General features: G+C 58.4%; 18 protein-coding genes. 8 read left to right on the forward strand and 10 right to left on the reverse strand.

Translation table 11 applies throughout. The features are described from left to right. Nucleotides 1-53: 53 nt before the first annotated feature. The 3 genes from VEV40_RS12195 to VEV40_RS12205 form a co-directional block, all read right to left on the reverse strand. Nucleotides 54-494, reverse strand: a complete 441-nt coding sequence (locus VEV40_RS12195; RefSeq protein WP_324832646.1) for a hypothetical protein — start codon at nt 492-494, stop codon at nt 54-56. A 301-nt stretch (nt 495-795) separates the two neighbouring features. Then, nucleotides 796-966 carry a hypothetical protein gene (locus tag VEV40_RS12200; RefSeq protein WP_324832647.1) on the reverse strand — a complete coding sequence of 57 codons (171 nt, stop codon included), beginning with the start codon at nt 964-966 and terminating at the stop codon, nt 796-798. 221 nt (nt 967-1,187) lie between these two features. Further along, a complete protein-coding gene (locus VEV40_RS12205) occupies nt 1,188-3,299 on the reverse strand; it encodes a winged helix-turn-helix domain-containing protein (protein ID WP_324832648.1) in 2,112 nt (703 codons plus the stop codon). Nucleotides 3,300-3,509: 210 nt separating this feature from the next. Between VEV40_RS12205 and VEV40_RS12210 the strand changes: the two genes are divergently transcribed. Further along, nucleotides 3,510-4,442, forward strand: coding sequence for a retropepsin-like aspartic protease (locus tag VEV40_RS12210; RefSeq protein ID WP_324832649.1), 933 nt, complete (start codon nt 3,510-3,512; stop codon nt 4,440-4,442). A 181-nt stretch (nt 4,443-4,623) separates the two neighbouring features. On the opposite strand, the gene VEV40_RS12215 is transcribed toward VEV40_RS12210, so the two are convergent. The 3 genes from VEV40_RS12215 to VEV40_RS12225 form a co-directional block, all read right to left on the reverse strand. Continuing rightward, nucleotides 4,624-5,103 carry a GyrI-like domain-containing protein gene (locus VEV40_RS12215; protein ID WP_324832650.1) on the reverse strand — a complete coding sequence of 160 codons (480 nt, stop codon included), beginning with the start codon at nt 5,101-5,103 and terminating at the stop codon, nt 4,624-4,626. Nucleotides 5,104-5,328: 225 nt separating this feature from the next. Then, complete coding sequence (gene feoB / locus VEV40_RS12220) at nt 5,329-7,218, reverse strand: ferrous iron transporter B (RefSeq protein ID WP_324832651.1); 1,890 nt, start codon at nt 7,216-7,218, stop codon at nt 5,329-5,331. Then, nucleotides 7,215-7,517 carry a FeoA family protein gene (locus tag VEV40_RS12225; protein ID WP_324832653.1) on the reverse strand — a complete coding sequence of 101 codons (303 nt, stop codon included), beginning with the start codon at nt 7,515-7,517 and terminating at the stop codon, nt 7,215-7,217. Before VEV40_RS12225 ends, feoB begins: the two co-directional genes overlap by 4 nt. An 84-nt stretch (nt 7,518-7,601) precedes the next feature. Between VEV40_RS12225 and VEV40_RS12230 the strand changes: the two genes are divergently transcribed. The 7 genes from VEV40_RS12230 (at nt 7,602) to VEV40_RS12260 (ending at nt 19,397) form a co-directional block, all read left to right on the forward strand. After that, a complete protein-coding gene (locus tag VEV40_RS12230) occupies nt 7,602-7,892 on the forward strand; it encodes a hypothetical protein (RefSeq protein WP_324832654.1) in 291 nt (96 codons plus the stop codon). Between the two features lie 66 nt (nt 7,893-7,958). Beyond that, entirely contained in the window at nt 7,959-8,441 is a 483-nt protein-coding gene (locus VEV40_RS12235) for a quercetin 2,3-dioxygenase (RefSeq protein WP_324832656.1), read from the forward strand. Between the two features lie 216 nt (nt 8,442-8,657). Beyond that, nucleotides 8,658-11,156, forward strand: coding sequence for an ABC transporter permease (locus VEV40_RS12240; RefSeq protein ID WP_324832657.1), 2,499 nt, complete (start codon nt 8,658-8,660; stop codon nt 11,154-11,156). Between the two features lie 143 nt (nt 11,157-11,299). Next, on the forward strand, nt 11,300-13,771 hold the full coding sequence (locus VEV40_RS12245) for an ABC transporter permease (protein ID WP_324832658.1): 2,472 nt from the start codon (nt 11,300-11,302) through the stop codon (nt 13,769-13,771). A 346-nt stretch (nt 13,772-14,117) separates the two neighbouring features. Beyond that, nucleotides 14,118-15,899: a PQQ-binding-like beta-propeller repeat protein gene (locus tag VEV40_RS12250; protein ID WP_324832659.1), complete on the forward strand. Its 1,782-nt coding sequence runs from the start codon at nt 14,118-14,120 to the stop codon at nt 15,897-15,899. 108 nt (nt 15,900-16,007) lie between these two features. Next, the gene (locus tag VEV40_RS12255; RefSeq protein WP_324832660.1) at nt 16,008-17,588 is read left to right on the forward strand and encodes a PQQ-binding-like beta-propeller repeat protein; all 1,581 of its coding nucleotides are present in this window, start codon (nt 16,008-16,010) and stop codon (nt 17,586-17,588) included. A 183-nt stretch (nt 17,589-17,771) separates the two neighbouring features. Next, the gene (locus VEV40_RS12260; RefSeq protein ID WP_324832661.1) at nt 17,772-19,397 is read left to right on the forward strand and encodes a PQQ-binding-like beta-propeller repeat protein; all 1,626 of its coding nucleotides are present in this window, start codon (nt 17,772-17,774) and stop codon (nt 19,395-19,397) included. A gap of 382 nt (nt 19,398-19,779) precedes the next feature. Here the strand turns inward: VEV40_RS12260 and VEV40_RS12265 are convergent, their stop codons facing one another. Genes VEV40_RS12265 through argG form a run of 4 tightly spaced genes read right to left on the reverse strand, consistent with a single transcriptional unit; the run spans nt 19,780 to nt 23,924 of the window. Further along, entirely contained in the window at nt 19,780-20,538 is a 759-nt protein-coding gene (locus tag VEV40_RS12265; RefSeq protein ID WP_324832662.1) for a hypothetical protein, read from the reverse strand. Between the two features lie 53 nt (nt 20,539-20,591). Continuing rightward, the gene (locus tag VEV40_RS12270) at nt 20,592-21,113 is read right to left on the reverse strand and encodes a GNAT family N-acetyltransferase (RefSeq protein ID WP_324832663.1); all 522 of its coding nucleotides are present in this window, start codon (nt 21,111-21,113) and stop codon (nt 20,592-20,594) included. Next, entirely contained in the window at nt 21,100-22,545 is a 1,446-nt protein-coding gene (gene argH, locus VEV40_RS12275) for an argininosuccinate lyase (protein WP_324832664.1), read from the reverse strand. The genes VEV40_RS12270 and argH overlap by 14 nt, the downstream gene beginning before the upstream one ends. Next, nucleotides 22,542-23,924 (reverse strand): argininosuccinate synthase, encoded by a 1,383-nt coding sequence (argG, locus tag VEV40_RS12280; RefSeq protein WP_324832665.1) that lies wholly within the window; start codon nt 23,922-23,924, stop codon nt 22,542-22,544. Before argG ends, argH begins: the two co-directional genes overlap by 4 nt. Between the last annotated feature and the right edge of the window lie 109 nt (nt 23,925-24,033).

The following is a 24,033-nucleotide window of genomic DNA, read 5'->3' on the forward strand; positions in this document are numbered from 1 at the left end:
ATGGGTACATGCTGAAACCTCTTCCGTTCTGTTTCCCGAACTCAAGGCCGGCGCTACCGGACAAACGGGACCAGGGCAAGAACAGCCGCTAGCGAGTTCAGAATTGCCTGAAGCATATTTCCCGCATTCAACTTACGCCGCTGCTCTTTCAGCTTGGTTGCGTCGCCAATCTCCACCGCTCGATAGATGCGAAGCTTCATCATCTTTCCGAGGGCCCCGGCAACCAGCCAGAGAGTGAGGCCAGCGAGGAGCCATCGGTTTGCAAAACGATAAAAGTAGAAGTACGGGATTGCTCCGAGGAAAGGGATGTTCAGCACAGTAAGCATGAACGGTGACTTCTTCGAGTGATGAACCAGCGACACGACAAACTGCTTGAATTCGGATTGGTCCATATCGTTCATCACCATGCGAAGAACGCCCGCAATGAAGATCAAGAGGGCGGCATTGATCGCGAGGGAGGTAAAGAGCAGAATCTCGGTTAAGGTTCTTGTCATCACTTCTCCTTCCGCGGTCGCTGCATTTTTTTCGGAGCCTCAATGAGCGACGGTATTTACGCGAGCACGTTGCGATAGGTCGCGATCCCTTGCTGGTAACGCTCGACGCTCGGCGTGTACTGTCTGTATTATCGGCAACCCGGAAATTAGGAGTGGTTTGGAACGATTACTACTGGTATGGTCCGCCCGGTTTGTCGACCGACCGGGCATTACCTACAAGCGCCACACGCGGCGATGCCACGACCGGCGAGAACGCACTCCCGCCAGACATCGCGATTTCTGATTATTCAGACTTCAATCTCTACTTCGCCGGCTTCGCGGGCATCTCCTTAGCCTTAACCTCATCCGACACGGCCACCGGTTTGCTCTTTACCGTAACCGGTTTTGCCCCGTACGGGCGGTCTATTTTGCGGTCTTGCCGCGATCCGGTTGAAGTATGGCGATGCACATCGGACTTTTTGTTCAAGGTCATAAAATCTCCATTCGTTGACGAATGCATTGAAGATGGCAAACAGTCTACAGGAAGTTCAGTTTCTGTTAACTAGGGTAGAGCTGATTTGCGCCTTTACCAGGTTTCCGTATGGCCGGTAATTGGCCCCACCAGATAAGTTCCGGTTAGGCGACAAACCATTCAGAACTCAAGCTCCGCTGGCCTTCGAGACGCGTACAACCTTCAACCAAATTGCAGCGACGCTAGTGAAAGTGATCGACGAGCATGATGTCGCCGGTCGCTTCGCCTACTCTCGAATAGAGAATCCAGCGGCCATCCGGAGAAACCGAAAGGCCGCTAAAGGGATCTTTGTCCTCTTCAAAGACTGTTCGGATTCGTCTGCTGGAAAAATCATAGTATTGGACGGAATTGGGCGATTTGGCAGGGACAAAATAGATGCCACCTGGAGAAAGTAGCCAGAACTGGGACCCGTATACCCGAAGAGAGTGATCAACTTCTGATTCTGTACCGGACTGCCCGGGCAGAGCCAGCTTTTTCAGGGTCGTTGCTCCCGGCCCCTCGACTGCAAAATAGACCGTCTTCCCATCGAAAGACTCCTGCGGATTGAGCCCCTGGATATCCTCTGATTTTGAGAGCAGAGTGGCGTCGCCGCCCGAGGCTGGGCAACGATAGACTCCTGCCCTGCCTGGTTCGCCGGAACCGAAATAAATCCACTTTCCATCGCGGGACCAGCTAGGCCGAAAAATGGGGGAAATATTTGTCATCAGCTTTCGGGCCTTTCCTTCGGCCACGTCGGCAACATAAATCTCCCAGCGGCCCTGGGGCGAGGAGTCAAATGCGATCTTCTTCCCCTCAGGTGACCATTGCGGACTCCCGCTCGTACTATTGGATTCTGAAATCTGCACGAGGTTGCTACCGTCCACGTCGCTGATCCACACGCCCTGCAAGCCCGAGCGTCTGGAAGCAAATACGATGCGCTTTCCGTCTGGAGAGTATTGCGCGTCGAATTGTGGACGCGAAGAAGGGAAGACTTTTACAGGTGGAGCTTCCGGATGAAGCATGTCTCTGCGCCAGAGGTCTACGGGATAGGAAACGGAGGCATAAGCAAGTTTGTCGCCTTTAAGAGAAGCAGAAGGCAAGATGCCCTCGAGACCGAGCCGCTTCAGCGAACCATTCGCAACCCAGACTTCACTAAGCTCAGCCGACTTGTTCCCTTGGCTGGAATATATGAGTTTCGTGTCGTCAGCCGACCATGTCAGCCCGAATGGATTATTTAAGGGCGGCACAATTATCGTGGGTTTTCCGTCTGGAACTGAGAAGAAGTACAGTGCGCCATCTGCGTCGTTTGGGTAACACCAGTATGCCAGATACTTCCCGTTGTGGGAGAACACCGGCATACCTTCACCGACACACATTGGGTTGACAGGAATCGGCTTGGCCTCCAATGTTTCCAAAGAAAGTAGATAGATTCGTGCATGGTATTCTTGCGCCCCATCTGCGAAAGCGATCGACTTCCCGTCCGGCGACCAACTGATCTCCGAACGAAGATTCTGGGTGGAGTGCAGCTTCTGTTCCGGGCCGCCAAGCGCCGGGACAACGAAAATTCCCGAATCAGCGCCGTCCCGGCGGGAAAACGCGATCCGTGTACCGTCGGGTGACCATGCGGAGCTCACAGACCCCGAGGGATGATGCGTCAGGCTGAGAAGAGTTTCGCTTCCGAGGGCCTTCACATATAGATCGAAGCCCTCCCCCGGAGCCGGGTTCCAGGCGAAGGCGATTCTGGAGCCGTCGGGAGAGAAAGCGGGCTGAATCGCCCTGCCGGGCAAAGCCGTAAAGGGAACGGCGTTCAAGACTGCCTGTTCCCCAGGCTGCTGCTGGCGATGCCACCGATAGACAACGAAGGTTGCAAGTCCAGCCACTGAGATGGCGAGAACGCCTGCGCTGACTCTCAACCACGCGGGACGCCGGTGGGGGGTCCGATCCGGTTCGACCGTGACGACGGGAACGTCGGGCGGGACCGGCGCTTCCACCTCTCCGATGAATCGATATCCCCTGCGAGGAACGGTTTCCACATAGCGCGGAGTCTCGGCCGAGTCGCCCAGAACCTCGCGAATCTTATTGACGGCGGTGTTGAGATTGCGCTCGACATCGACAAAGGTGTCCGGCCAAAGCCGCTTCTGCAACTCCACCCGCGTGACCACCTCGCCCGGTCGTTCCAGCAGGATCGCAAGAACCTGGAACGGCTGACCGCTGAACTTCAGCCTTACGCCATCCTTGCGCAGCTCTCCTGTCCGCAGATCGGCCTCGAAGGCGCCGAATCGTACAAGCCGGAGCGGTGACCATGTTTCAGGCATGGAGGAAGCCTTCCTGGAATCCCAAGCCGGCCTTGCTGAATGCGCTTCACCGTGAGCGTCAATTCTTCAAGCTCAACAATGGCCAGCAGTTATGCCAATCAACATCTTTTCCATACAACGTTGATACGCATTTTATCTCCGATCCATTGAGGTAGCCAGATATAGCCGCCAATGTCGCCTCCGGCTCGCACCCCGCGAGCGGAGGTCTACATGAAATCACCACTGCTCCATGCATCGTTCTTGTTCCTTCTCGCCGCCGGATTCTCCATCACAACCATCTCCAGCCGGGCAGAAGCGCATTGCCCCGGGAACAGCGCCGGCCAACATCCGCGTCTCGTCGCCGGAGCGCTGCTCATTGTTCCGGTGACAATCAACCAGGCTGGTCCGTATGACTTCATGGTGGACACCGGCAGCCAACTGAACGTCATCGATTCGGCGCTCGCCGCACAGCTTCATGTGAAGTCGCAAGCCAAGGTCGGCTTGGTCGCCACCACAACCGTAATTCAGGCTTCCGTCGTGGTTCTCGATTCCCTGGAAACCGGTACGCAGAGCGTGGCAAGGCCGCTGGCTGTCGTCCAGGACCTCGGACCGATTCAAGCGGCCGATCCGCGCATCCGGGGTGTGCTCGGGGAGAATTTTCTCGCGCACTTCGATGTGCTGATCGATTATCCCCGCGGATTGCTCTGTCTCGACGAGGCGAACCGGATGCAGAGCGAGCTTCGTGGCGAACGGATTCCCCTTGTGGTCTCAGAACATGCCGGGAACGACGTGCCGTTCTCCGACCGTCTCGTTGTTTCCGTCCATCTCTCCGACACGGGTATCCGGCCGATTCTGCTGCAGGTCGATTCTGGCAGTGACGGCCCGATTCTCTATGCGGGCAAGAAGGAATTGGAAGAGCCATTATTGAAACGGGCCAAACTTCAGGGGCCAGAGGTGGGCGATGCGCGGAGGGCGTTTGCAGTCTTGCCGCTGCAAGACATGAAGCTTGGCAGCCGCGTCCTTCGCAAGGTTCCTTTCGTGACCCCGGCCAGTGCTGCGCTGAACGCTCCAGATCGTGAGGAGGACGGGATATTGGCTACCGTGCTATTTCAGCGCGTGTACGTCAGCCACTCAGCTCACTTCGTTATATTCGACCCAAAGTAATTCGCCAGAGTCCGGTCGAAAGCTGGAGAAACAGCTTTGCGGGGTCAACGGTTCCCCCTGAGCAACCTCACGCACGACTCAGATGAAGTAAGATTCCGCCGATTGTGGTCGGGTGACCGGCAATCCGGAAGTAATTCGCTGACTCCCGTACCGCTGGCCACTCGCCTGAAGTGCGCGAACGCTACCGCAAAAGGTACACGACCGTCGTCTCAGTGTCGGCCGGATCCGGCGTCGGATCTCCGTATATCTCCCACGAGTGGCCAGCGGACACCCTCCGATTCTCCGCCATCCATTTTCCGATCGCGTCGTGTGCCTCGTTCATGCGGTTGTACGGGCCGCGGTGGACGGCGACGGCAACCTCGCCGCCCGGTGTTTCGGTCGCGTACACTTCGCCCTCAGTTTCAAATGTGCGCGTGACCTCGACACCAAAATCGCACAGAATCGGCGCGCCCGGCTTCGTCGGGTGGTGGTAGAGGAAAATGTTGTGGCCGTCAGTCCGTAGCCCCTGATGGCTGCGAATGAACTCCCAGACCTTACCCAGAGCAGGCCCCCACGCCGAGCTGACTGCACTTGGGGCGACCTCGCACCGCACCGCAGCCAATTTGCGGGGGTGAACAGTCTGTACATTGACCGAGACACGCATGCCTCGATCGTAAACCAAGATCATGATTGCGCCCCGCTTACCTCCGGCATCGAGGCTCAGGCGGTGTGCGATTTGACGAACGAACCGCGAAGGGCCATGTCTTGATGTCGGGGAGGTTTCGGGTAGTATCACCGACTATCCAGAAATGACGTTTCGAGGCACCTTTCCTCCGGGCAAAATAAAGAAAGTGATTACGCTCAGAATGATCGACCCGAAAAACATTGTTGATTTATGAGATAAGTTTTAGAAAAAGTGCGAAACCAATACGTTGGTCGCCAGCGCGCCGAGGTATGCCAGCACGCTCATGTAGGTGAATTGCAACAGCGGCCACTTCCAGCTATTCATCTCGCGTCTTACCACCGCCAGCGTTGATGTGCACTGCATGGCAAAGGCGAAGAAAACAACCAGCGCCATCGCGCCGCCGAGCGTCAGGTCATGCCGCAGGGCCGCTTGCAGGTTCAGCGACTGCGTTGCCGGGTCGGCCCCATACAGAGTGCCCAGAGTGCCGACAATTACCTCGCGCGCAATCACAGAGCTGAGCAGCCCAATGCCGATCTTCCAGTTGAATCCCAGCGGCTTGATGATCGGCTCGATCCAACGGCCAATGTGTCCAATCACACTCTGCGGCAGGTCCGCGTGGAAGGGAACATGGCCCAGCACCCAGAGCACAATCATCACGCACAGAATCACCGTGCCTGCCTGCTGCGTAAAGACCTTGCCGCGATCGATGAGCCGCAGCCCCAGTGAGCGCAGCGTGGGCACGCGGTACTGCGGCAGCTCCAGAATGAATGGCGCAGACGACGCCTTCAGAAGAGATGACTTCAATATGCGCGCCGTCATCAGCGCCGCCAGGAACCCGAGCGCATACAGGCCCAGCATGACCGCGGCCTGCAGCCCAAAAAAGTCGCCCAGCAGCTTCTTGTTGGGTATGAACGCCGCAATCATCAGCATGTAGATGGGCAGCCGCGCCGAGCACGTCATAAACGGTGTGACCAGAACGGTTGCCAGCCGGTCGCGCTTGTTTTCGATGGTGCGAGCGGCCATGATGGCCGGCACCGCGCAGGCATACGCCGAAAGCAGAGGAATAAACGCCTTGCCATTGAGGCCAATGGGCCGCATCACGCGGTCGGCGATCAGCGCAGCACGAGCCAGGTAACCGGAATCCTCAAGAATCCCGATAAACAGGAACAGCAAAAGTATCTGAGGCAGGAAAACCAGGACTGCGGAAACGCCCTTCCATACGCCGTCAATCAGCAGCGATTCAATCCAGCCATTTCCCAGCAGAAGTCCGACTTTAGCGCCGAGGCCATTCAGGAATTCCTGGCTCGCGTTGCTGATGGGTAGACCCACTGAAAACACGACCTGAAAAACACCAAAGACAACAACAAGAAACAGCAGCGGACCGGTGATGCGTCCGAGCAAAATCGAGTCCAGCTTGTGCGTCCATGCCGACGAGATCGGCGCCTTATACTTCGTGCGCGTGCTGATGCCCGTGGCCCACTGCCTATAGGACCGCGGATTGCCCACAACCGGCAACTCCAGCCTCGGCGCAACCGCCTTTACAATCCCGCTCTTCTGGTCGAGGAAGTGCTTAATGGAGTCGAGCCCGGTTCCGCGCGTGGCGCTGATCTTTGCCACCGGTACACCCAGTTCACGCGCCAGCGCCAGCGTGTCCACTTCGCCGCCGCGCGTCTCCATCAGGTCGCTCATGTTCAGCAGCACCAGCGTCGGCAGACCCAGCGAGAGTATCGGCGCGGCCAGCATTAGCTGCCGCTGCAGGTGCAGGGAATCAAGAACAAGGAGCACCGCATCCGGCGCCGGAGCACCGGGCATTTCGCCGCGCAGCACTGAAACCGCCACGCGTGCGTCTTCAGAATGTGTGTTGAGGCTATAAATTCCCGGCAGGTCAATCAGAGTGAGATCGCCGCGATCAACGCCGCTCATCTTGCCGTAATGCTGTTCAACGGTAACGCCAGGATAGTTGGCGACTTTCTGCCGCAGCCCAGTGAGACGATTGAAGAGCGTCGATTTGCCCGAGTTTGGCGGGCCCACCAGTGCGACCGTCTGGATCTTTCCGGCGACGCGCGTAACAGGCGCAATCTCAATCGTCGCTGTCGAGCAGCAATCGCTCATCGTGACCCTTCTTCAGGTTCCCGCACTGAAATCCACCGCGCCGTTTCCCGCCGCAGCGCCACTTCCATCCCGTCCACCGCATACACCGTCGGGTCGCCGGCCGGGGCGCGCCGGACAGCCTGTACCCGCGTCTCTGGCATGAAACCCATGTGCATCAAATGGTGCTGGATTTCATCCGGCAGTAACAATCCTTCAATCACCGCCGTCCGCCCGATCTTTAATTCACTCAATGCCATCAAGACTTGTTCGCTTCCAGCAGCAAAAATCTGCCAAATCGAATAAGAATAAAGCCCTGCCATCTCATCATATCGCAAACTGCGACCTATTTAATCCTAGTTCACACCCGCGCATCATAATATTGCCAAAGAATTACACTTATCCCCATGAAGCCTGATGAATTCCGCAGCACTTTAAGAGGTGACAAGCCGCCTGCCAATCTGCCGCCTCTGCTACAAGCGCTGTGGTGGGAGGCAAAGGGAGACTGGAACCGCGCTCACCAGATTGCCCAGGATATCGAGTCACGGGATGCCGCCTGGGTGCATGCTTACCTGCATCGCAAGGAAGGCGACGCTTCGAACGCCGGCTACTGGTATCGGCAGGCTGGCAAACCACATTGCCGGATTGAAACTGAAGTCGAATGGCTTGATATCGTCCACCACATGTTGAGCAAATGAATTTGATACTCTCGCTTCTTCAGTCAGGCTACAATGTTGAACACGATTGCTCCCTGTTTCGATGATATGAGCGAAAACGTCCTGGATAACACGGCAAGCAGTGTCCTTGAAACGGGACAGGGCGAGAGCTTCTGGCTGCTGGGTGATTTCTACTCCATCAAAACTTCATCAGCACAGACGGCCGGCGCCTATTCCATCACGGAAATCCAGTCATTCCCCGGTAACGGTCCGCCGCCGCACATTCACCAGAGAGAAGACGAGTGCCTTTACATCGTCGAAGGCGCATTTTCCATCATCCTCGGCGACCGCGTCTTCGATGTTGCTGACGGCGACTTCGTCCGCATTTCCAAAGGAACTCCTCACACCTATAGGAACGTGGGTGCGATCCCTGGCAAGATGCTGGTTGTGCTTTCACCCGGTGGCTTCGAGCGCATGTGGGCCGAACTCGGCCAGCCCGGCTCCGTGAACCAGCCTCCTAAAGACGACCCGTCATCCCTCAACCGCCTTCTTGCTTTGGCGCCGGGATACGGCCTGGAAATCTGCGGCTAAACCCTTCTCAGCACAGTGTCATTCTTCGCGAAGCGAAGGATTCTGTTGTTGCGACTTAGACAGGGTACAGACCCTGTCCATTTCCGCACACCACATTCCAATTCTGAACAATAGCAACCCCGGCAGTAAGCGCTCATCACCAGTCTTCCCAGCAACTTAACCCGCCCAGTCTCCGGCACCCAAACTGCTACTGTATTTAGTCAGGAGTGTGTCCGCGTGTTCCTGAACGATCTCCGTTTCGCCTGTCGCCAGCTTTATAAGAACCCCGCCTACGCCCTGGCCGTCATTCTCACGCTGGCTCTGGGAATCGGGGTCAACACTGCTGTCTTCAGCATGGTCGATGGCTTCATCCTGCGCCGCCTTCCATATCCTCAGCCCGACCGCATCGCCTCTCTCGTTGTTCATCAGGAAGGCACCAGTCAACGCAGCGGCAAAGCCTTCGACGACGATGATGACAGCTTCACCGGCGAGAGTTGGCAGATTCTTAAGAACAACATCACCGGCGTCATCTTTGCTTCCTATGGAGGCACCAGCGGAGTCAACCTCAAGGCAGGCGCCGACGCCGGCAACGCCGTGCGCTATGTCCACGAAACCCGTGTCTCCGCTCACTATTTCGATGTCCTCGGCATTCCGCTCTATCTCGGCCGCAGCTTCAGCGAACAGGAAGACGTCCCGCACGGTCCGCCGGTCGTTGTCCTCAGTTATGCGCTCTGGCAGTCAACTTTTCACGGCGATCCGAACTTGATCGGCAAATCCATCGATCTCAAAGGCGAGCCGTATACCGTCGTCGGTATACTTCCGAAAGCCGGCATTACTCCGGTCAATTCAAATGCCCTTACTCCAACCGGGGCAGACCTCTTTACCCCGCTCCAGCCCGCACCTATGGGCGAGTGCGGCGGTAACAACTGCGGCATCATGGTTCGCCTTAAGCCCGGCGCGACCTGGCAGCAGGTCAATATGCAACTCAGCCATGTCCGTCTGCCGTTCTTTTCCGAAATCGAAACGAAATATCACGGCCACGCCTGGATTTTCGCGCGTCCGTTGCAGCGCGAGCTTGCCGGCGACATGCGCGATGAGGTCTCCGCACTGATGCTGGCCGTCAGCTTCATCCTGCTCATCGCCTGCGCCAACCTCGCCGGACTCGCGCTCGTCCGCATCTCGCGCCGCACGCCGGAGATTGCCACGCGGCTTGCTCTCGGAGCTACTCGTTTCGACGTGCTCCGCCAGCTCTGGACTGAGAGTCTGGTGCTGGCGCTCGCTGGCGCGGGGGCTGGACTGTTTTTCGCCGTGCTCATCCTCAGCGGGTTGCGTGGATTCCTGCCGGACTGGATGATTCCCATAGGCGGCTTCCATCTCGATGCCCGAGTGCTCGCCTTCACTTTTGGCGTATCGCTCATCACCAGCCTCTTCTTCGGAGCGCTCCCCGCACTGCAGACTCGCCGCGTCGATCTGCGCTCCTCCATCGCAGCCGGAAGCCAGGCCGTAGTCGGTGGAACAGGCCGCACTCGCCAATGGCTCATCGGAGCCGAAGTCGCGCTCACCGTCATCCTTCTCGCTGCCGCCGGGTTGCTCGTTCGCACCCTCGTCCACCTTGAAACATTGCCTGCGGGCTTCGACCCCACCAACGTCATGACTGCGAAAGCTTCGCTCGATGACGCTCGCTACCACGACGCCGCAGCATTCCAGTCGCTGCTTCAGAAAAGCGTCGCAGCCATGCGCCAGATTCCTGGCGTCAAAGACGCCGCCGTCGGCCTCAGCGTGCCGTATGAGCGTGGCCTGAACTGGCCCATCACCATTAAGGATGGGGAAAATGCCGGAAAGGGAACCGGCTCGAGCCTCGCTTACATCACGCCCGATTACTTTTCCGTGCTGCGTATCCCTATACTTGCCGGACGCGTCTTCACGGACAGCGACACTACGACATCACAGCCTGTTGCCGTCGTGAATACGTCCTTTGCCAAACAGTTTTATGGCGAGGCTTCGCCCATTGACCGCCACTTTACGCTCGGCATCGAAAAGCTTTCGGACAACATAACCTACACCATCGTTGGTGTCGTCTCTGAGGTGGCCAAACGACCAGGCATGCAACAGGACGCGCCTATCTCTCACGAACCAGTTTTTTATCTCGCTGACACGCAGACGCCCCAGGGAGTCGTCAACGGCGCACACGTCTGGTTCCAGCCTTCATGGATCGTCCGCACGGGCGGCCCCATCGCCGGCCTCACAGAATCCATGCAGCACGCACTCGCCGATGCTGACCCCGGCTTGCCGTTCTCTGGCTTCTACGCGATGCAGCAGATTCTCGATCAGGAGCTCCAGATGCAGCGCATCCAGGTCCTCCTGTTGACTGTCCTCGGCGTGCTGGCGCTTGTGCTTTCCGCCATCGGCATCTATTCGTTGGTTTCGAATCTCGTCGTGCAGCGCACGCGCGAAATCGGCATCCGCATCGCCCTCGGCTCGACCATTCAGGAGGCCATGGTCCATGTCGGCTCTTCCGGACTCATCTCCGCAGGCATCGGCCTGGCCGCTGGCGTCGGGTTTTCATTTGTGGCCATGCGCGCTCTGGCCAGCGAAATCTACGGCGTAAAGACCTACGACCCGATCACGTTTGGCGCTGTCGTATTGGTTCTCGCGCTGATCGCCATCGTAGCCAGCTTCCTGCCCACGCTGCGCATCAGCCGCATTCAACCCGCAGATACTCTGAGGGCGGAGTGAGATTGTTGTTGATTTGTCATCCCGAGCGAAGTCGAGGGACCTGCGGTTTTTCGGCGGCAGCACGAAAATGGGTGCCCCAGGTCTCGATTTTGAGACCTGGGATCACAACTAGATAACAATCCGTAACCATCAGGATTACAAATATGCTCACCGACATTCGCCATGCACTCCGACGCCTTCGCAAAGCACCCGGGTTCACCATGACCGCCGTCCTCACGCTGGCCGTCGCCATCGGCGGAGTCACCGCCGTCTTCTCCATTGTCGAAGCCGTTCTCCTGCGCCCGCTTCCGTTTCAGAATCCCGCACAGCTCGTCCGCCTGCATGAAGGCATCGAGCACAACTTCGAAGGCGATCTGCCCGCTCCGGACGTCATTTCGTTTGCCCGCGACAACCGCGCCTTCAGTGCTGTCGGCGGATTCGCCTCAACCGCTTTCGAGTTGACTGGAGCAGGCGAACCGTTCCATGCCCGCGCTGAACGTGTCACCGCGCCTCTCTTTCCGCTGCTTGGCGTCACGCCGATGCTGGGGCGCAATTTCACCCAGAGCGAAGATGACAACGCCGCACCCGTCGCCATCATCGGCTACGGCTTATGGAGCACGCGTTTCCACTCCGATACCACAATCATCGGTCGCACCATCGATCTCGACCGCCGCCCTTACACCATCATCGGCATCATGCCGCGCAATTTTGAATTTCCTCTCGATCCCGGACGCCTCAGCCATCGCGATCTCTGGGTGCCCATGAGTTTTACTACCGATGAGAAACAGGAAGAGACCGACAACTTCCAGTTTGGGGCCGTCGCCCGCCTCACACCAGGTGTGGGTCTTACGCAGGCGCAATCTGATCTCAACCGCATGGTTGCCGTCATTCAGGCGCAGATACCGGCAGAGCTCGGCATCCATCTCACCAGCCGCGTCGCATCCCTCAAAGAAGAAACAGTGAAAAATGCCCGCCCGCTGTTACAAATTCTGCTCGGCGCCGTTCTTTTCGTGCTTTGTATCGCTTGCGCTAATCTTGCGAACCTGCTGCTCGTTCGCGCCGCCGGACGCCGTCGCGAATTCGGCATGCGCCTCGCTCTCGGCGCAGCGCGCCGCGTCATGCTGCGCCAGTTGCTGACAGAAAGCCTGCTTCTCAGTGCTCTCGGCGGATTGGCAGGTGTAGTGATTGCCGGCATGGCCGTCCGGCTCGGCGCCGTGCTTCTTCCCTCATCGCTGCCGCGTATTGCGGAAATCTCCATCAGCTGGCCCGTACTGCTGCTCGCCTTTGCGCTCATTGCGATCACCGGGATACTCAGCGGGCTCGCCCCTGCCATCACCAGCATGCGCGCCGACGTGCTCGAATCCTTGCGCGACAGCGGCCACTCCATGAGCAGCAGCCGCGGCCAGCACCGTCTGCGAAATGTCTTCGTTGTCATAGAAGCCGCGCTTGCGCTCACTCTGCTCGTCGGTGCGGGGCTGCTGGTGCGAAGCTTCGCCCGTATGCTCGAAACCGACCCCGGCTTTGCACCGCAGCATGTGCTCACCGCATCGCTGTCCCTGCCGGAACACACCTATTCAATCCAGACACAGATAGACGGCTTCTACACAGAGCTGCTGCGCAGGCTTTCAACGCTGCCGCAGGTGCGGACAGCGGGCGCTTCCACGAATATTCCAATCATCGGTGTTGGCTCTGACCGCGCTTTCAAGCCGGAAGGCTACGTGGCTCGACATGACGGCCCCAGTTTTCTGGCAGCCTCCAACTACTTCGTCATGGGTGATTACTTCCACGCTATGAAGATCCGCCTGTTGCGCGGGCGCTTTTTTACGGCAGCCGATGATCAGCCCGATGCGCCTCTCACTGCTGTCGTCAGCCAGAGCACGGCACAGCAGGCATGGCCAAACCAGGATCCCATCGGCAAACGCTTCCGCATGGGCGGCAGCGCCAACAGCGGCCGGCCCTGGATTACAGTCATAGGAGTTGTAGCCGATACCCGCCAGGGCGCGCTCGATCAGGCCATCTACCCGCAAATGTATGAGCCTTTCGTACAATTCCAGCACCAATATGAACCTGCGGTCCAGAAGGAAATCGGCGTCCGCGGCAGCCTGCATCTCGTCCTCAACGCTGCTGGCGATCCCGCCGCGCTCGCAGCCGCCCTGCAGAAAACTGTGCACCAGCTCGACCCACTCCTTGCCCTCGAAAATATCCAGACAATGGATGAAGTCGTCTCTTCGACAGAAGCGCCCCGCCGCTTTAATACCGTCTTACTGAGCAGCTTCGCCGCTGTCGCTTTGCTGCTCTCATTGCTCGGAATCGGCGGCGTGCTCGCCTATACCGTCAGCGAGCGCACGCGCGAAATCGCTATTCGCATGGCCCTCGGCGCAACGCGGGAAGAAGTGCTCCGCCGCATCCTGCGCTCCGCTTTGCTGCTCGCCGGAGCCGGAATTGCGCTCGGCCTTGCCGCATCACTCTGGCTCACGCGCTTCCTCGAAAGCCTGCTCTATGGAATCAAACCGCTCGACCTGGCCACCTTCATCGGAGCAATTCTTGTCCTGCTCGCCTGTGCCCTCCTCGCCGGATGGCTCCCCGCGCGTCGCGCGGCATCTATTGACCCCATGCAGACACTACGGGCGGAATAGGGGCTTGGGTCGTAGGCTAATCGTTTTTGGGTCTCGTTTTGAAAGGGCACGGCTTCAGCCGTGCCGTAAGAGAACTAAAGGAGTGCGGCTTTAGCCGCCGAGAGGTTGTTTTTCAAAGCCAGACTTTTCAACAGTACAAAGCGTGGATCTCAAAGGGTAGAAGCACCGGCCTTAGACGTTGGTGAAAAAGTCGCTGTTTTGAAGGGCACCACACCAAGCGTCAAAACAGTCGCTAACTACGTTTCCCTTATTCCTGGGGTCAATCTCGTTCGATAAGTGCGTCGCCCTGTTGGGACATCGTGAGTGCTCTTGCTACCCGAGCCGTAGAGGAGTAGAGTGCTGGGCGTTGGGCGTACTGACCCCGGAACGCCGACGTCCGCGCTGCTCGCTCGTCCGAGGCCAGAACCCAACCGCCTCCACCGGCGCGCCGTCCCGCTCCACTACCGATACAAAGGGTTTCCCCGGAGGCTGCGCCATGAAATCCCCGATTGCTCATCGGAAGCAGACTGCTTCTTTCACATTGGTAAAGTTGCTTGCCATCGCGCCGTTGTGGCTGATGCTGGCCACAGTCAACACGTCTGCGTATGGTCAGACGTCCAACCCCTCACCTGGGGACTGGACCCAATTTCTCAGAGACAACATGCAACGCTGGAACCCTTATGAGACGGTCCTTGGCGTCAACAATGTCGAGACCCTGGGGTTGAAGTGGAGATTCGACACCGGCGATCCCTCGACAGAACAGCTGTCCTCACCAGCGGTGGTGAGTGGGGTTGTTTATGTCGGATCCAACGACAACAACGTGTACGCGCTGAACGCCAATACCGGCGCCAAACTGTGGAGCTTTGCTACAGGAGGCCCTGTAAGTACCTCACCCGCAGTGGTGAATGGTGTGGTTTACGTCGGCTCCGGTAGTAATCTCAGCGGCATCGTGTGGGCGCTGAACGCCGTCACTGGCGCCAAGCTGTGGAGCTTTGTTACAGGAGGCAACGTAAGTTTTTCTTCACCCGCAGTAGTGAATGGTGTGGTTTATATCGGCATCGGTAGTAATCTCGGCGCCGAGGTGTTTGCCCTGAGCGCCACCTCCGGCACCCTGCTGTGGAGCTCTAATACAGGGGGAGAGGTGTTGTCCTCGCCCGCAGTCGCGAATGGGGTGGTGTATGTCAACTCCGACGACGGCAACATGTATGCCCTGAACGCCACCAACGGCACCAGGCTGTGGAGCAGTCCCGTCGGCGGGTCGGTCCTTGACAATATTTGCTCTCCCGCAGTGGCGAATGGTGTGGTCTATATCGGCGCTTTCGGTCCCGGACCCTCCATCAGCGGCGCCATATATGCGCTCAACGCCAGCACCGGCGCCCGGCTGTGGAGTTTTAATGCCGCGTCAGGTCCTTTTATGAGCTGCGCACCTGCAGTGGCGAATGGGGTGGTCTATCTGGGCTCCGACGGGCACGTTCTCTATGCGCTGAACGCAAGCACCGGCGCCCAGCTGTGGAGCTTTTTGGCCGGGGGCGGACTTGATTCTTCTCCCGCGGTGGCGAACGGGGTGGTCTATATCCAGGCCAGCGGCAATCCGTCCATCGACGGCAAAAACCTGTATGCACTGAACGCCGGCACCGGCGCCGAACTGTGGAGCTTTCCCTTGAATAATTTTGCGCTCTCCTCGCCGGTAGTGGTGAATGGGATGGTTTATTTCGAGTCCGGATCTGTTTTGGCCTTCGGCCTGGGCAATGCCGATCTATTTCTGCGAATTGAACCCACTCCGACGACGGTACATCAGGGCGATCTGCTCACCTTCGCCTTCCCAGTGTGGAACCTTGGTCCGGGAGTTGCCGAAGGCGAGGTGCTGAGCAACTTGCAGGTGCCGGCAGGCACCACGTTCGACTATGTCCGCATCTCCGGCACTCCGGGATTGGGCACGTGTACGCATCCGCCCTATGGAGGAACAGGACAGATTATCTGTCACGAGGGAGACGGCATGGCTCCGAACACAACCTGGACGGTTCGATTGACGGTAAAAGTGACAGCGCCTGCGGGAACGACGATCACCGAGAGTGCCGCCACCATGTCGGACACGTTTGATCCGAACATGGCCAACAACACCGCGACAGTGAGCCTCAAAGTGCAGTGATCGGCAGGCCCATTTAAATCGAGCTTCTTTGTGTGGAGGTAGCCTGTGAATTGCTTCGTTTCCCAGAAAAGAAATGTGCATGATGCAGTTACGAATGTTGTGAGCTTGATGCTTGTAATCTTGCCGTTGTGGCTGATGCTGGCCACCGCTAACACGTCTGCGCACGCTCAGGCCACATCGTCACCTGGGGACTGGACTCAGTTCCTGAGAGACAACATGCAGCGCTGGAACCCGTATGAGACAGTGCTTGGCGTCAGCAATGCGGAAAGCCTGCAGTTGAAGTGGAAGATCGGCCCCTACTACACCCTGTCGAATATACAATCCTCGCCCGCAGTCGTGAATGGGGTGGTCTATTTCGGCTCCGACGACCACAATCTGTATGCGGTGAACGCCAGCACCGGTGCCAGGCTGTGGACGTATACAACCGGAGGTTTCGTAAACTCCTCGCCTGCAGTGGTCAACGGGGTGGTCTATTTCGGCTCCGGAGACGACAACGTGTATGCGCTGAACGCGAGCACCGGCGCACTGTTGTGGAAACAGGCCAATGGAGGCTCTGGTGCCTTCTCGCCCGCAGTGGTCAATGGGGTGGTCTATATTGGCTGCGGCCAGAGCCTGTGCGCGCTGAACGCCAGCACCGGCGCCGAGCTGTGGACGTATACCAGCATTGTTAGTTTTGTTACTGCTCTATCTGCTTCGCCCCCTGCAGTGGTCAATGGGGTGGTCTATTTCGGCGCCGATGATGGCTACGTGTACGCACTGAACGCCAGCACAGGCGCCAAACTGTGGAGCAGTCTCATCGCGAATGGGGTGTACTCCTCACCCGCCGTGGCGAATGGGGTGGTCTTTATTAGCGGCAGCAGCAGCGTGGAAAACACCCTGCACGCACTAAACGCCAACACCGGCGCCCAGCTGTGGAGCAGTAAAGTCGGTCCCAATGAGGGCACGGTTGCCGTGGCGAATGGGGTGGTTTATGTCTGCTCGGGCTTTGATGGCATGGCGTATGCGCTGAGCGCCAGCACCGGCGCCAAGCTGTGGAGCTTCGCCACTGGAGGCCCTCTTGAGAATTCTTCGCCTGCAGTGGCAAATGGGGTGGTCTATTTGGCTGGAGGCGACAGTGTATATGCGCTGAACGCCAGCACAGGCGCCCAGCTGTGGCGCCATGCCGTCGACGGCGTCAGCGGGTTCCTGATTTCCTCGCCCACGGTTGTGGATGGGGTGGTTTACATCGGCGCTGGAGCTTCCGATCCTGGACAGGGTTATGTGTATGCTTTCACCCCGGTCAGTGGCAGTGCCGATCTCTTTCTACGGATCCAGCCCTCCGCCACGACAGTCCACCAGGGCGACCTGCTCACCTTTGCCTTTCCCGTGTGGAATCTCGGTCCGGATGTTGCCGAGGGCGAGGTGCTGAGCAACTTGCAGGTGCCGGCAGGCACCACGTTCGACTATGTCCGCATCTCCGGCACTCCGGGACTGGGCACGTGCACGCATCCGCCCTACGGAGGAACGGGGCAGATTATCTGTCACGAGGGTGACGGCATGGCTCCCAACACGACGTGGACGGTGCGTCTGACGGTCAAAGTGACGGCGCCTGCGGGGACGGTTATCACCGAGAGTGCCGCCACCCTTGCGGACACACCTGATCCAAACATGGCGAACAACACCGCAACCGTAAGTCTCACCGTGCAGTAAGTGCAGGCATAAAGTGATGCTTCTTTCCCGCGCGAAACTAGTAGAGTGTGGGCGTTGGTCGTACCGATCCGGAACGACGACGTCCGCCTCTCTCATCTGTTCCGGAGGCCGAATCCAGCGCCTTCATTCCACGCACCGTCTCCGCTCCTATCCCAAATTCAAAAATTCCCTGGAGGCTCTGCTATGAAATCCCCGATCTGCGTTCCTCTGAATCAGCACCCGGCTTCTTTAAGGGTGCCGGCCTTGATGCTTGCCATCGCGCCGCTGTGGCTGATGCTGTTTACAACCAGCAAGTCTGCGCCCGCGCAGACCTCCAACCCCTCACCTGCCGACTGGACGCAGTTTCACAGAGACAACATGCAGCGGTGGAACCCATATGAGACAGCGCTTGGCGTCAACAATGTCAGCACCCTGGAATTGAAGTGGAGCTTTGACATCGGCAACGGACCCTTTGTAGCAATTTCGTCCTCGCCCGCAGTTGTGAATGGGGTGGCCTACATCGGCTCGGGCAACGGCAACGTGTATGCGCTGAACGCCACTACCGGCGCCAAGTTGTGGAGCTTTACGACCGGCGGCGAGGTGATTTCCTCGCCAGCTGTGACGAACGGAGTGGTCTATTTCGGTTCCTTAGACAACAACTTGTATGCGTTGAATGCCAGCACCGGAACCAAGTTGTGGAGCTTTGCGACCGGCGGCGAGGTGATTTCCTCGCCCACGGTGGCGAATGGGGTGGTTTATATCGGCCCGGACTCGGGCGACGGCAAGCTGTATGCGCTGAACGCCACTACCGGCGCCGAACTGTGGAGTTCTGCCACTGGAGGAGATCTGTTTTCCTCACCCGCAGTGGCGAATGGGGTGGTCTATGTCGGCTCGAACGACGGCAATGTGTATGCACTGAATGCCAACACCGGCGCCGAGCTGTGGAGCTTCACTACTGGAGCGAGCATAGGGTCCTCACCCGCAGTAGCGAACGGAGTGGTTTATGTCGGCTCGGACAACAATATCGTGTACGCGCTGAACGCCAGCACCGGTGCCAAACTGTGGAGCTTTGAGGGCGTGGCCGGTAGTAGCATAGACTCCTCGCCGGCTGTGGCGAATGGTGTGGTTTATGTTGGTTCCATCGATTCCAACCTGTACGCGCTGAACGCCAGCACTGGCACCAAACTATGGAGCTTTACCACCGATATAAGTGTGCGTTCCTCGCCAGCTGTGGCGAATGGTGTGGTCTATGTCGGGAGCTTCGACCAGCTATCAGACGGCACCGTGTATGCTTTGAACGCCAGCACCGGCGCCAAGCTGTGGAGTGATAACATTGGCTCGGCAGTTTTGTCCTCGCCCGCAGTGGTGGATGGTGTGGTTTATGTCGACACATTTGCGGGTAAGCTTTACGCATTCGCGCCGGGCCCTCCGGAAGCTGATCTGTTCTTGCGCATATTCCCAACTCCGACGACGGTCCATCAGGGCGACCTGCTCACCTATGCTTTCCCAGTCTGGAACTTTGGCCTCAATAACGCTGTTCACGAAGTGCTGAACACGCAGGTTCCCGAAGGCACAACCTTCGACTACATCCGAATCTCCGGCACGCCGGGACTGGGCACGTGTACGACGCCTCCCTATCAGGGAACAGGGCAGATCGTCTGCCACGAAAATGCCAGTATGGCTCCGAACACGACGTGGACAGTGCGCCTGACGGTGAAGGTGACCGCGCCCGCAGGCACCGTCATCACAGAAAACGCCGCCACCATGTCAGACACATTCGATCCCAACCTGGCCAACAATACGGCGACGGTGAGCCTCACGGTGCAATAACTGTCGTGACTCTTTAGAACCACAACATCCTCGCGGCTTTTTGGCTGCGGAAAACTCGAAGAATGGCTGTGAAAGCGCACTGGTTCGCAAGGGCATGGCTTCAGCCATGCCGTAAGTGACTCGAAATACATTAGGGCTTTAGCCCCTGATGTAATGGAACCTTCGCGTAGGGGAGTTTTTGTTCAGCCTCTTTAGCCGGTTCCGGTGCTTGACATCACGTATAAAATGAAACTGTAGGGCTGATTAGACACACCTGATAAAGGTGCTTCTGACCAGCCCTTTTGATTTCAGGAATTTACTCCGAAGCCACGGCGCATCAATATTTTGCCGCGCTAAAACGAAACCGCAATGGAATCATGGATCTACTCACAAGGGGGTGGCGTTAGCTGAGCGGCGGAAGGCGGTCTGAGGCTCCGAAAAGGAAGATGCACCCGATAACAAGGCTGTACACAGCGCCGGCTGCCGATAGCGACTGATAGAACCACCGGCGGCGCAGTCCCTTGCTGTAGAGTCCGCTCAATGTCGCCGTCATCAGGGTGTTCATCGTAATCAGTCCGACGGCGAAAGCAAGCAGGCCCAGAAACCCAAGGAGGGTGCCGCCCAGACTAGCCGCCAGCAGAAAGAGCATCAGTTGGGTCGGGGTCTCTGCACCGAGACCGTGCAGCACGCCAATGCCGAAGACCGAGCCACCGTTGTAGTTCCACGTAAACGGCTCCGGTTCAGGAACGTCTTTGCGGAACGTGCGCCGGACCCGCCATACGGCATGGCGCGAACCGTTGATGAGCAGCGCCCAGCGGCTTTGGATCAGTTCATGAGAATGAGTGTGGTGCGACTTTGAATGCCGGACGAGGTTGGCGACAACCAGAATCCCAAGCACGATCAGGGTGAGACCGATCAACCGCTCCGCCCAAGCGTCCAGCCGCGAGGGCAGGGAAATGTGAAGGAGGATAACCAGAACGCCCAGCGCCACCACCGTGCAGGCATGTCCAAGCGCGTATAGAACACCGAGCCGCACGCCCTGCCTGCCTGACCGCTGCACAGCCGTAATGTCAGAGATTGCGGCCAGGTGGTCGTAGTCAAACCCATGACGCAGCCCGAGCAGCGCACAGGAGCCAATCGCAAGTGCAACCTTCCAGTCCATCGGACGAACCAAGTGCAGTCTATCGCAAGGAGAGAGAGAATGGCGTAAATCATCTAGACCGACAGACGAACCAGTTGTTCAGCCTCGATGCGAGGCCCGAGTATTGAGACCCGGGGCACTTGGCCGCGAGCCATCGCAACCTCGTCGCAGCGGTAGAGACGCGGGCAGTTCTGGCAGTCCTTGAAGATCTTGTCCGGGAGCGCCGCGCGGTCTTCGACGACGCGAAAGCCATAGCGGAAGAAGAAGTCAGGGATGCGCGTGAAGAGGCACACGCACCCCACGCCGTGGTCTTCGGCCTCATCGAGCAGCGCGCTCAACAGATTGGCGCCTGCGCCTTGGCCTTTGGCCTCCGGGCGCACAACAATCGACCGCACCTCGGCCAGATGGGGCCCGTAGAGATGCAGCGCGCCGCAGCCAAGAAAGACGCCCGAATCGCTTTCGGCAATGGTGAAGTCGCGGACGTTCTCGCAGATTTCTGCGAAGGCGCGGCGTAGCAGCGTGCCGTCGTGCGAAAGGCTGTTGACCAGCTCGTAAATGTTGGTCGCGTCCTGAAGGCGCGCCTTACGCACCAGCATGGACCGCTCCTGATAGCGCCGCCAGACGCTCTTTCGCAGCAGCGAGCGCCACTTTGACCTGCCGCATGGCTGTGCCGCCGATCACGTCGTGGCAATCGAGCGTCGCCTTCAAAGTGACGTCGGCGAAGAAGTCGTCTTCAAATTCCGCACCAAACTGTTTCAACTCGTCGAGTGTGAGGTCGCCTAACTCGCAACCTTTGTCCACACAATAACGCACGGCATTACCGACCTTTTCGTGCGCTTTACGAAAGGGAACTCCCTTATGCACGAGATAGGTTGCAGCGGCCATCGCGTTCAGAAAGCCGGATTCAGCCGCCGCCTGCATCCGATCAAAGCGGAAGCGCAAAGCGGCCGTAAACCCGGGAAGCACCTGCAGAATGCCGTCGAGTGTATCCACCGTATCGAAGACCGGCTCCTGTCCCTCCTGCAAGTCCTTGTTGTAGGCAAGGGGAAGCCCCTTGATCAAAGTAGAAAGCGTGACAACCGATCCGAGAAGCCGGCCACTCTTGCCACGTGCCAGTTCTGTGAGGTCGGGGTTCTTTTTCTGCGGCATCGCACTCGATCCGGTTGAGAACGTTTCTGGCAGATCAAGAAACCCGAACTCCGCGGTCGAATACAGCGTCAGCTCTTCGGCAAAGCGCGAGATGTGGATGCCGAGCACCGACGCGGCCTGCGTAAACTCGAGCGCAAAATCGCGGTCGCTGGTAGCATCCATGCTGTTCGGCGTAGGTCCGTCGAAGCCCAACACATCTGCCGCGATCCTGCGGTCGAGAGCTAACGTAGCCCCCGCTACTGCGCCGGAGCCGAGCGGGCAAAGATTGAGCCGCTTGCGAGCATCGACAAAACGTGAATAATCGCGCTCGATCATGCTGACATAGGCCAGCAGCCAATGCGCGACCAGCACCGGCTCCGCGCGTTGGAGGTGAGTGTAGCTCGGCATCGCCGCATCGCCAGCTTTTCTTGCTTGGTCGATGAGCGCCTTCATCCACGCCTGCAGTTTGTTCAGCGTTGCATCAATGGCGTCGCGGACGAAGAGCCGCATGTCGGTAGCAATTTGCTCGTTGCGGCTGCGGCCTGTGTGCAGCTTTAACGCAAGCTCGCCGATCTGCTGCGTCAACTCAAGTTCGACGAAATGATGTACATCTTCCGCTGGAGAGGATGCAACCATCGCCGGAGCTGCCCGGCCATGGCCTTTCGCAGCGCGATCCATCTCTGACGAGATGACCGCATCCAGACCGCGCAGCATGACCGCCAGCTCATTCTCCGTGAGAATGCCGGCTGCCGCGATCATGCGCGCATGCGCCTTGCTGGCCGCAATCTCCTGCGGCAGCAGTCGCCAGTCGAAGGGAAATGACCGCTGCCACGCTTCAAACGCCACATCGAGCGGCTCGCGGAAGCGGCCAGACCACATTTTGCCGAGCGGTTCGCTCATTGGTTTTCCGCGCCTTTCGTTTTGCTCCCGTTCTTCGTTCCCCTGTTTTTCGATTCTCCGTTCAGTTGCGGCATTTCCGAGCCGTGACTCAGTGTGATGAGGCCGGTCTGCGCGTATGTCATCAGCTTGGCGCGGGTGTCGGTGATGTCGAGATTGCGCATGGTGAGCTGACCGATGCGGTCGCGCGGAGAAAAGGCCGACTCGGTCTTCTCCATGCTGAGACGTTCGGGCGCAAAGGTGAGGTTAGGCGACTCAGTATTCAGAATCGAATAGTCGTTGCCGCGGCGCAGCTCGAGCGTGACCTCTCCGGTGATGGCGCTTGCCACCCAGCGCTGTGCCGACTCGCGGAGCATGATGGCCTGGGGATCGAACCAGCGTCCCTGGTAGAGCAGGCGGCCCAGCCTGCGGCCGTTCTCGCGGTACTGCTCGATGGTGTCCTCGTTGTGAATGCCGGTGATGAGACGTTCATAGGCGATGAACAGCAGGGCCATGCCCGGAGCTTCATATATGCCGCGGCTCTTGGCTTCGATAATGCGGTTCTCAATCTGGTCGCTCATGCCCAGACCGTGACGTCCGCCGATGCGGTTGGCTTCGAGCAACAGCTCGACCGGGCTGGAGAATGCATTACCGTTCAGCGCGACAGGGAAACCCTGTTCGAAGCGGACCGTCACCTCTTCGCGACTGACATCCATATCGTCACGCCAGAAGGCGGTTCCCATGATGGGCTCGACGATGCGGATGCTGCTCGAAAGCTGTTCGAGGTCCTTGGCTTCGTGCGTTGCGCCGAGGAGATTGGAGTCGGTCGAGTAGGCCTTCTCAGCCGACATCTTATAGCCGAAGCCGGACTTCTGCAGGAAGGCGGACATCTCGGCGCGGCCGCCAAGCTCATCGATGAAGAGCGGGTCGAGCCAGGGTTTATAGACCTGCAGATCGGGATTGACAAGCAATCCATAGCGATAGAAGCGCTCGATGTCATTACCCTTGAAGGTCGAGCCATCGCCCCAGATGTTGACGCCATCTTCTTTCATGGCTGTGACCAGCATGGTGCCGGTAACTGCGCGTCCAAGAGGCGTGGTGTTGAAGTAGGTGACACCAGCCGTCGAGATGTGGAATGCCCCGGACTGCAATGCGGCGATGCCTTCGCGAACCAGCGGCCCTCGGCAATCGATCAGCCGCGCATTCTCCGCGCCGTACTCAAGGGCCTTGCGGGGGATGGCGTCGTAATCGGTTTCGTCTGGCTGACCGAGATTGGCGGTGTAGGCGTAGGGCGCCGCGCCTTTCTGCTTCATCCAGTGAAGCGCGGCGCTGGTATCAAGGCCGCCGGAAAAGGCGATACCGACTTTCTGACCAACCGGCAGACTTTCAAGAATGACAGACATTTCGTGCAAAACCCCTAGTTTCTTCGGTTGCTGTGATCTTCCAGGCTGGAGTCTCACCATTAGCGCAAATGGCGGGAGACTTACTTCCCCAGCTTTGCCCCGCCCAACA

Origin of the sequence: Alloacidobacterium sp. (assembly GCF_035631355.1) — a bacterium.
Lineage (GTDB): Bacteria > Acidobacteriota > Terriglobia > Terriglobales > Acidobacteriaceae > Alloacidobacterium.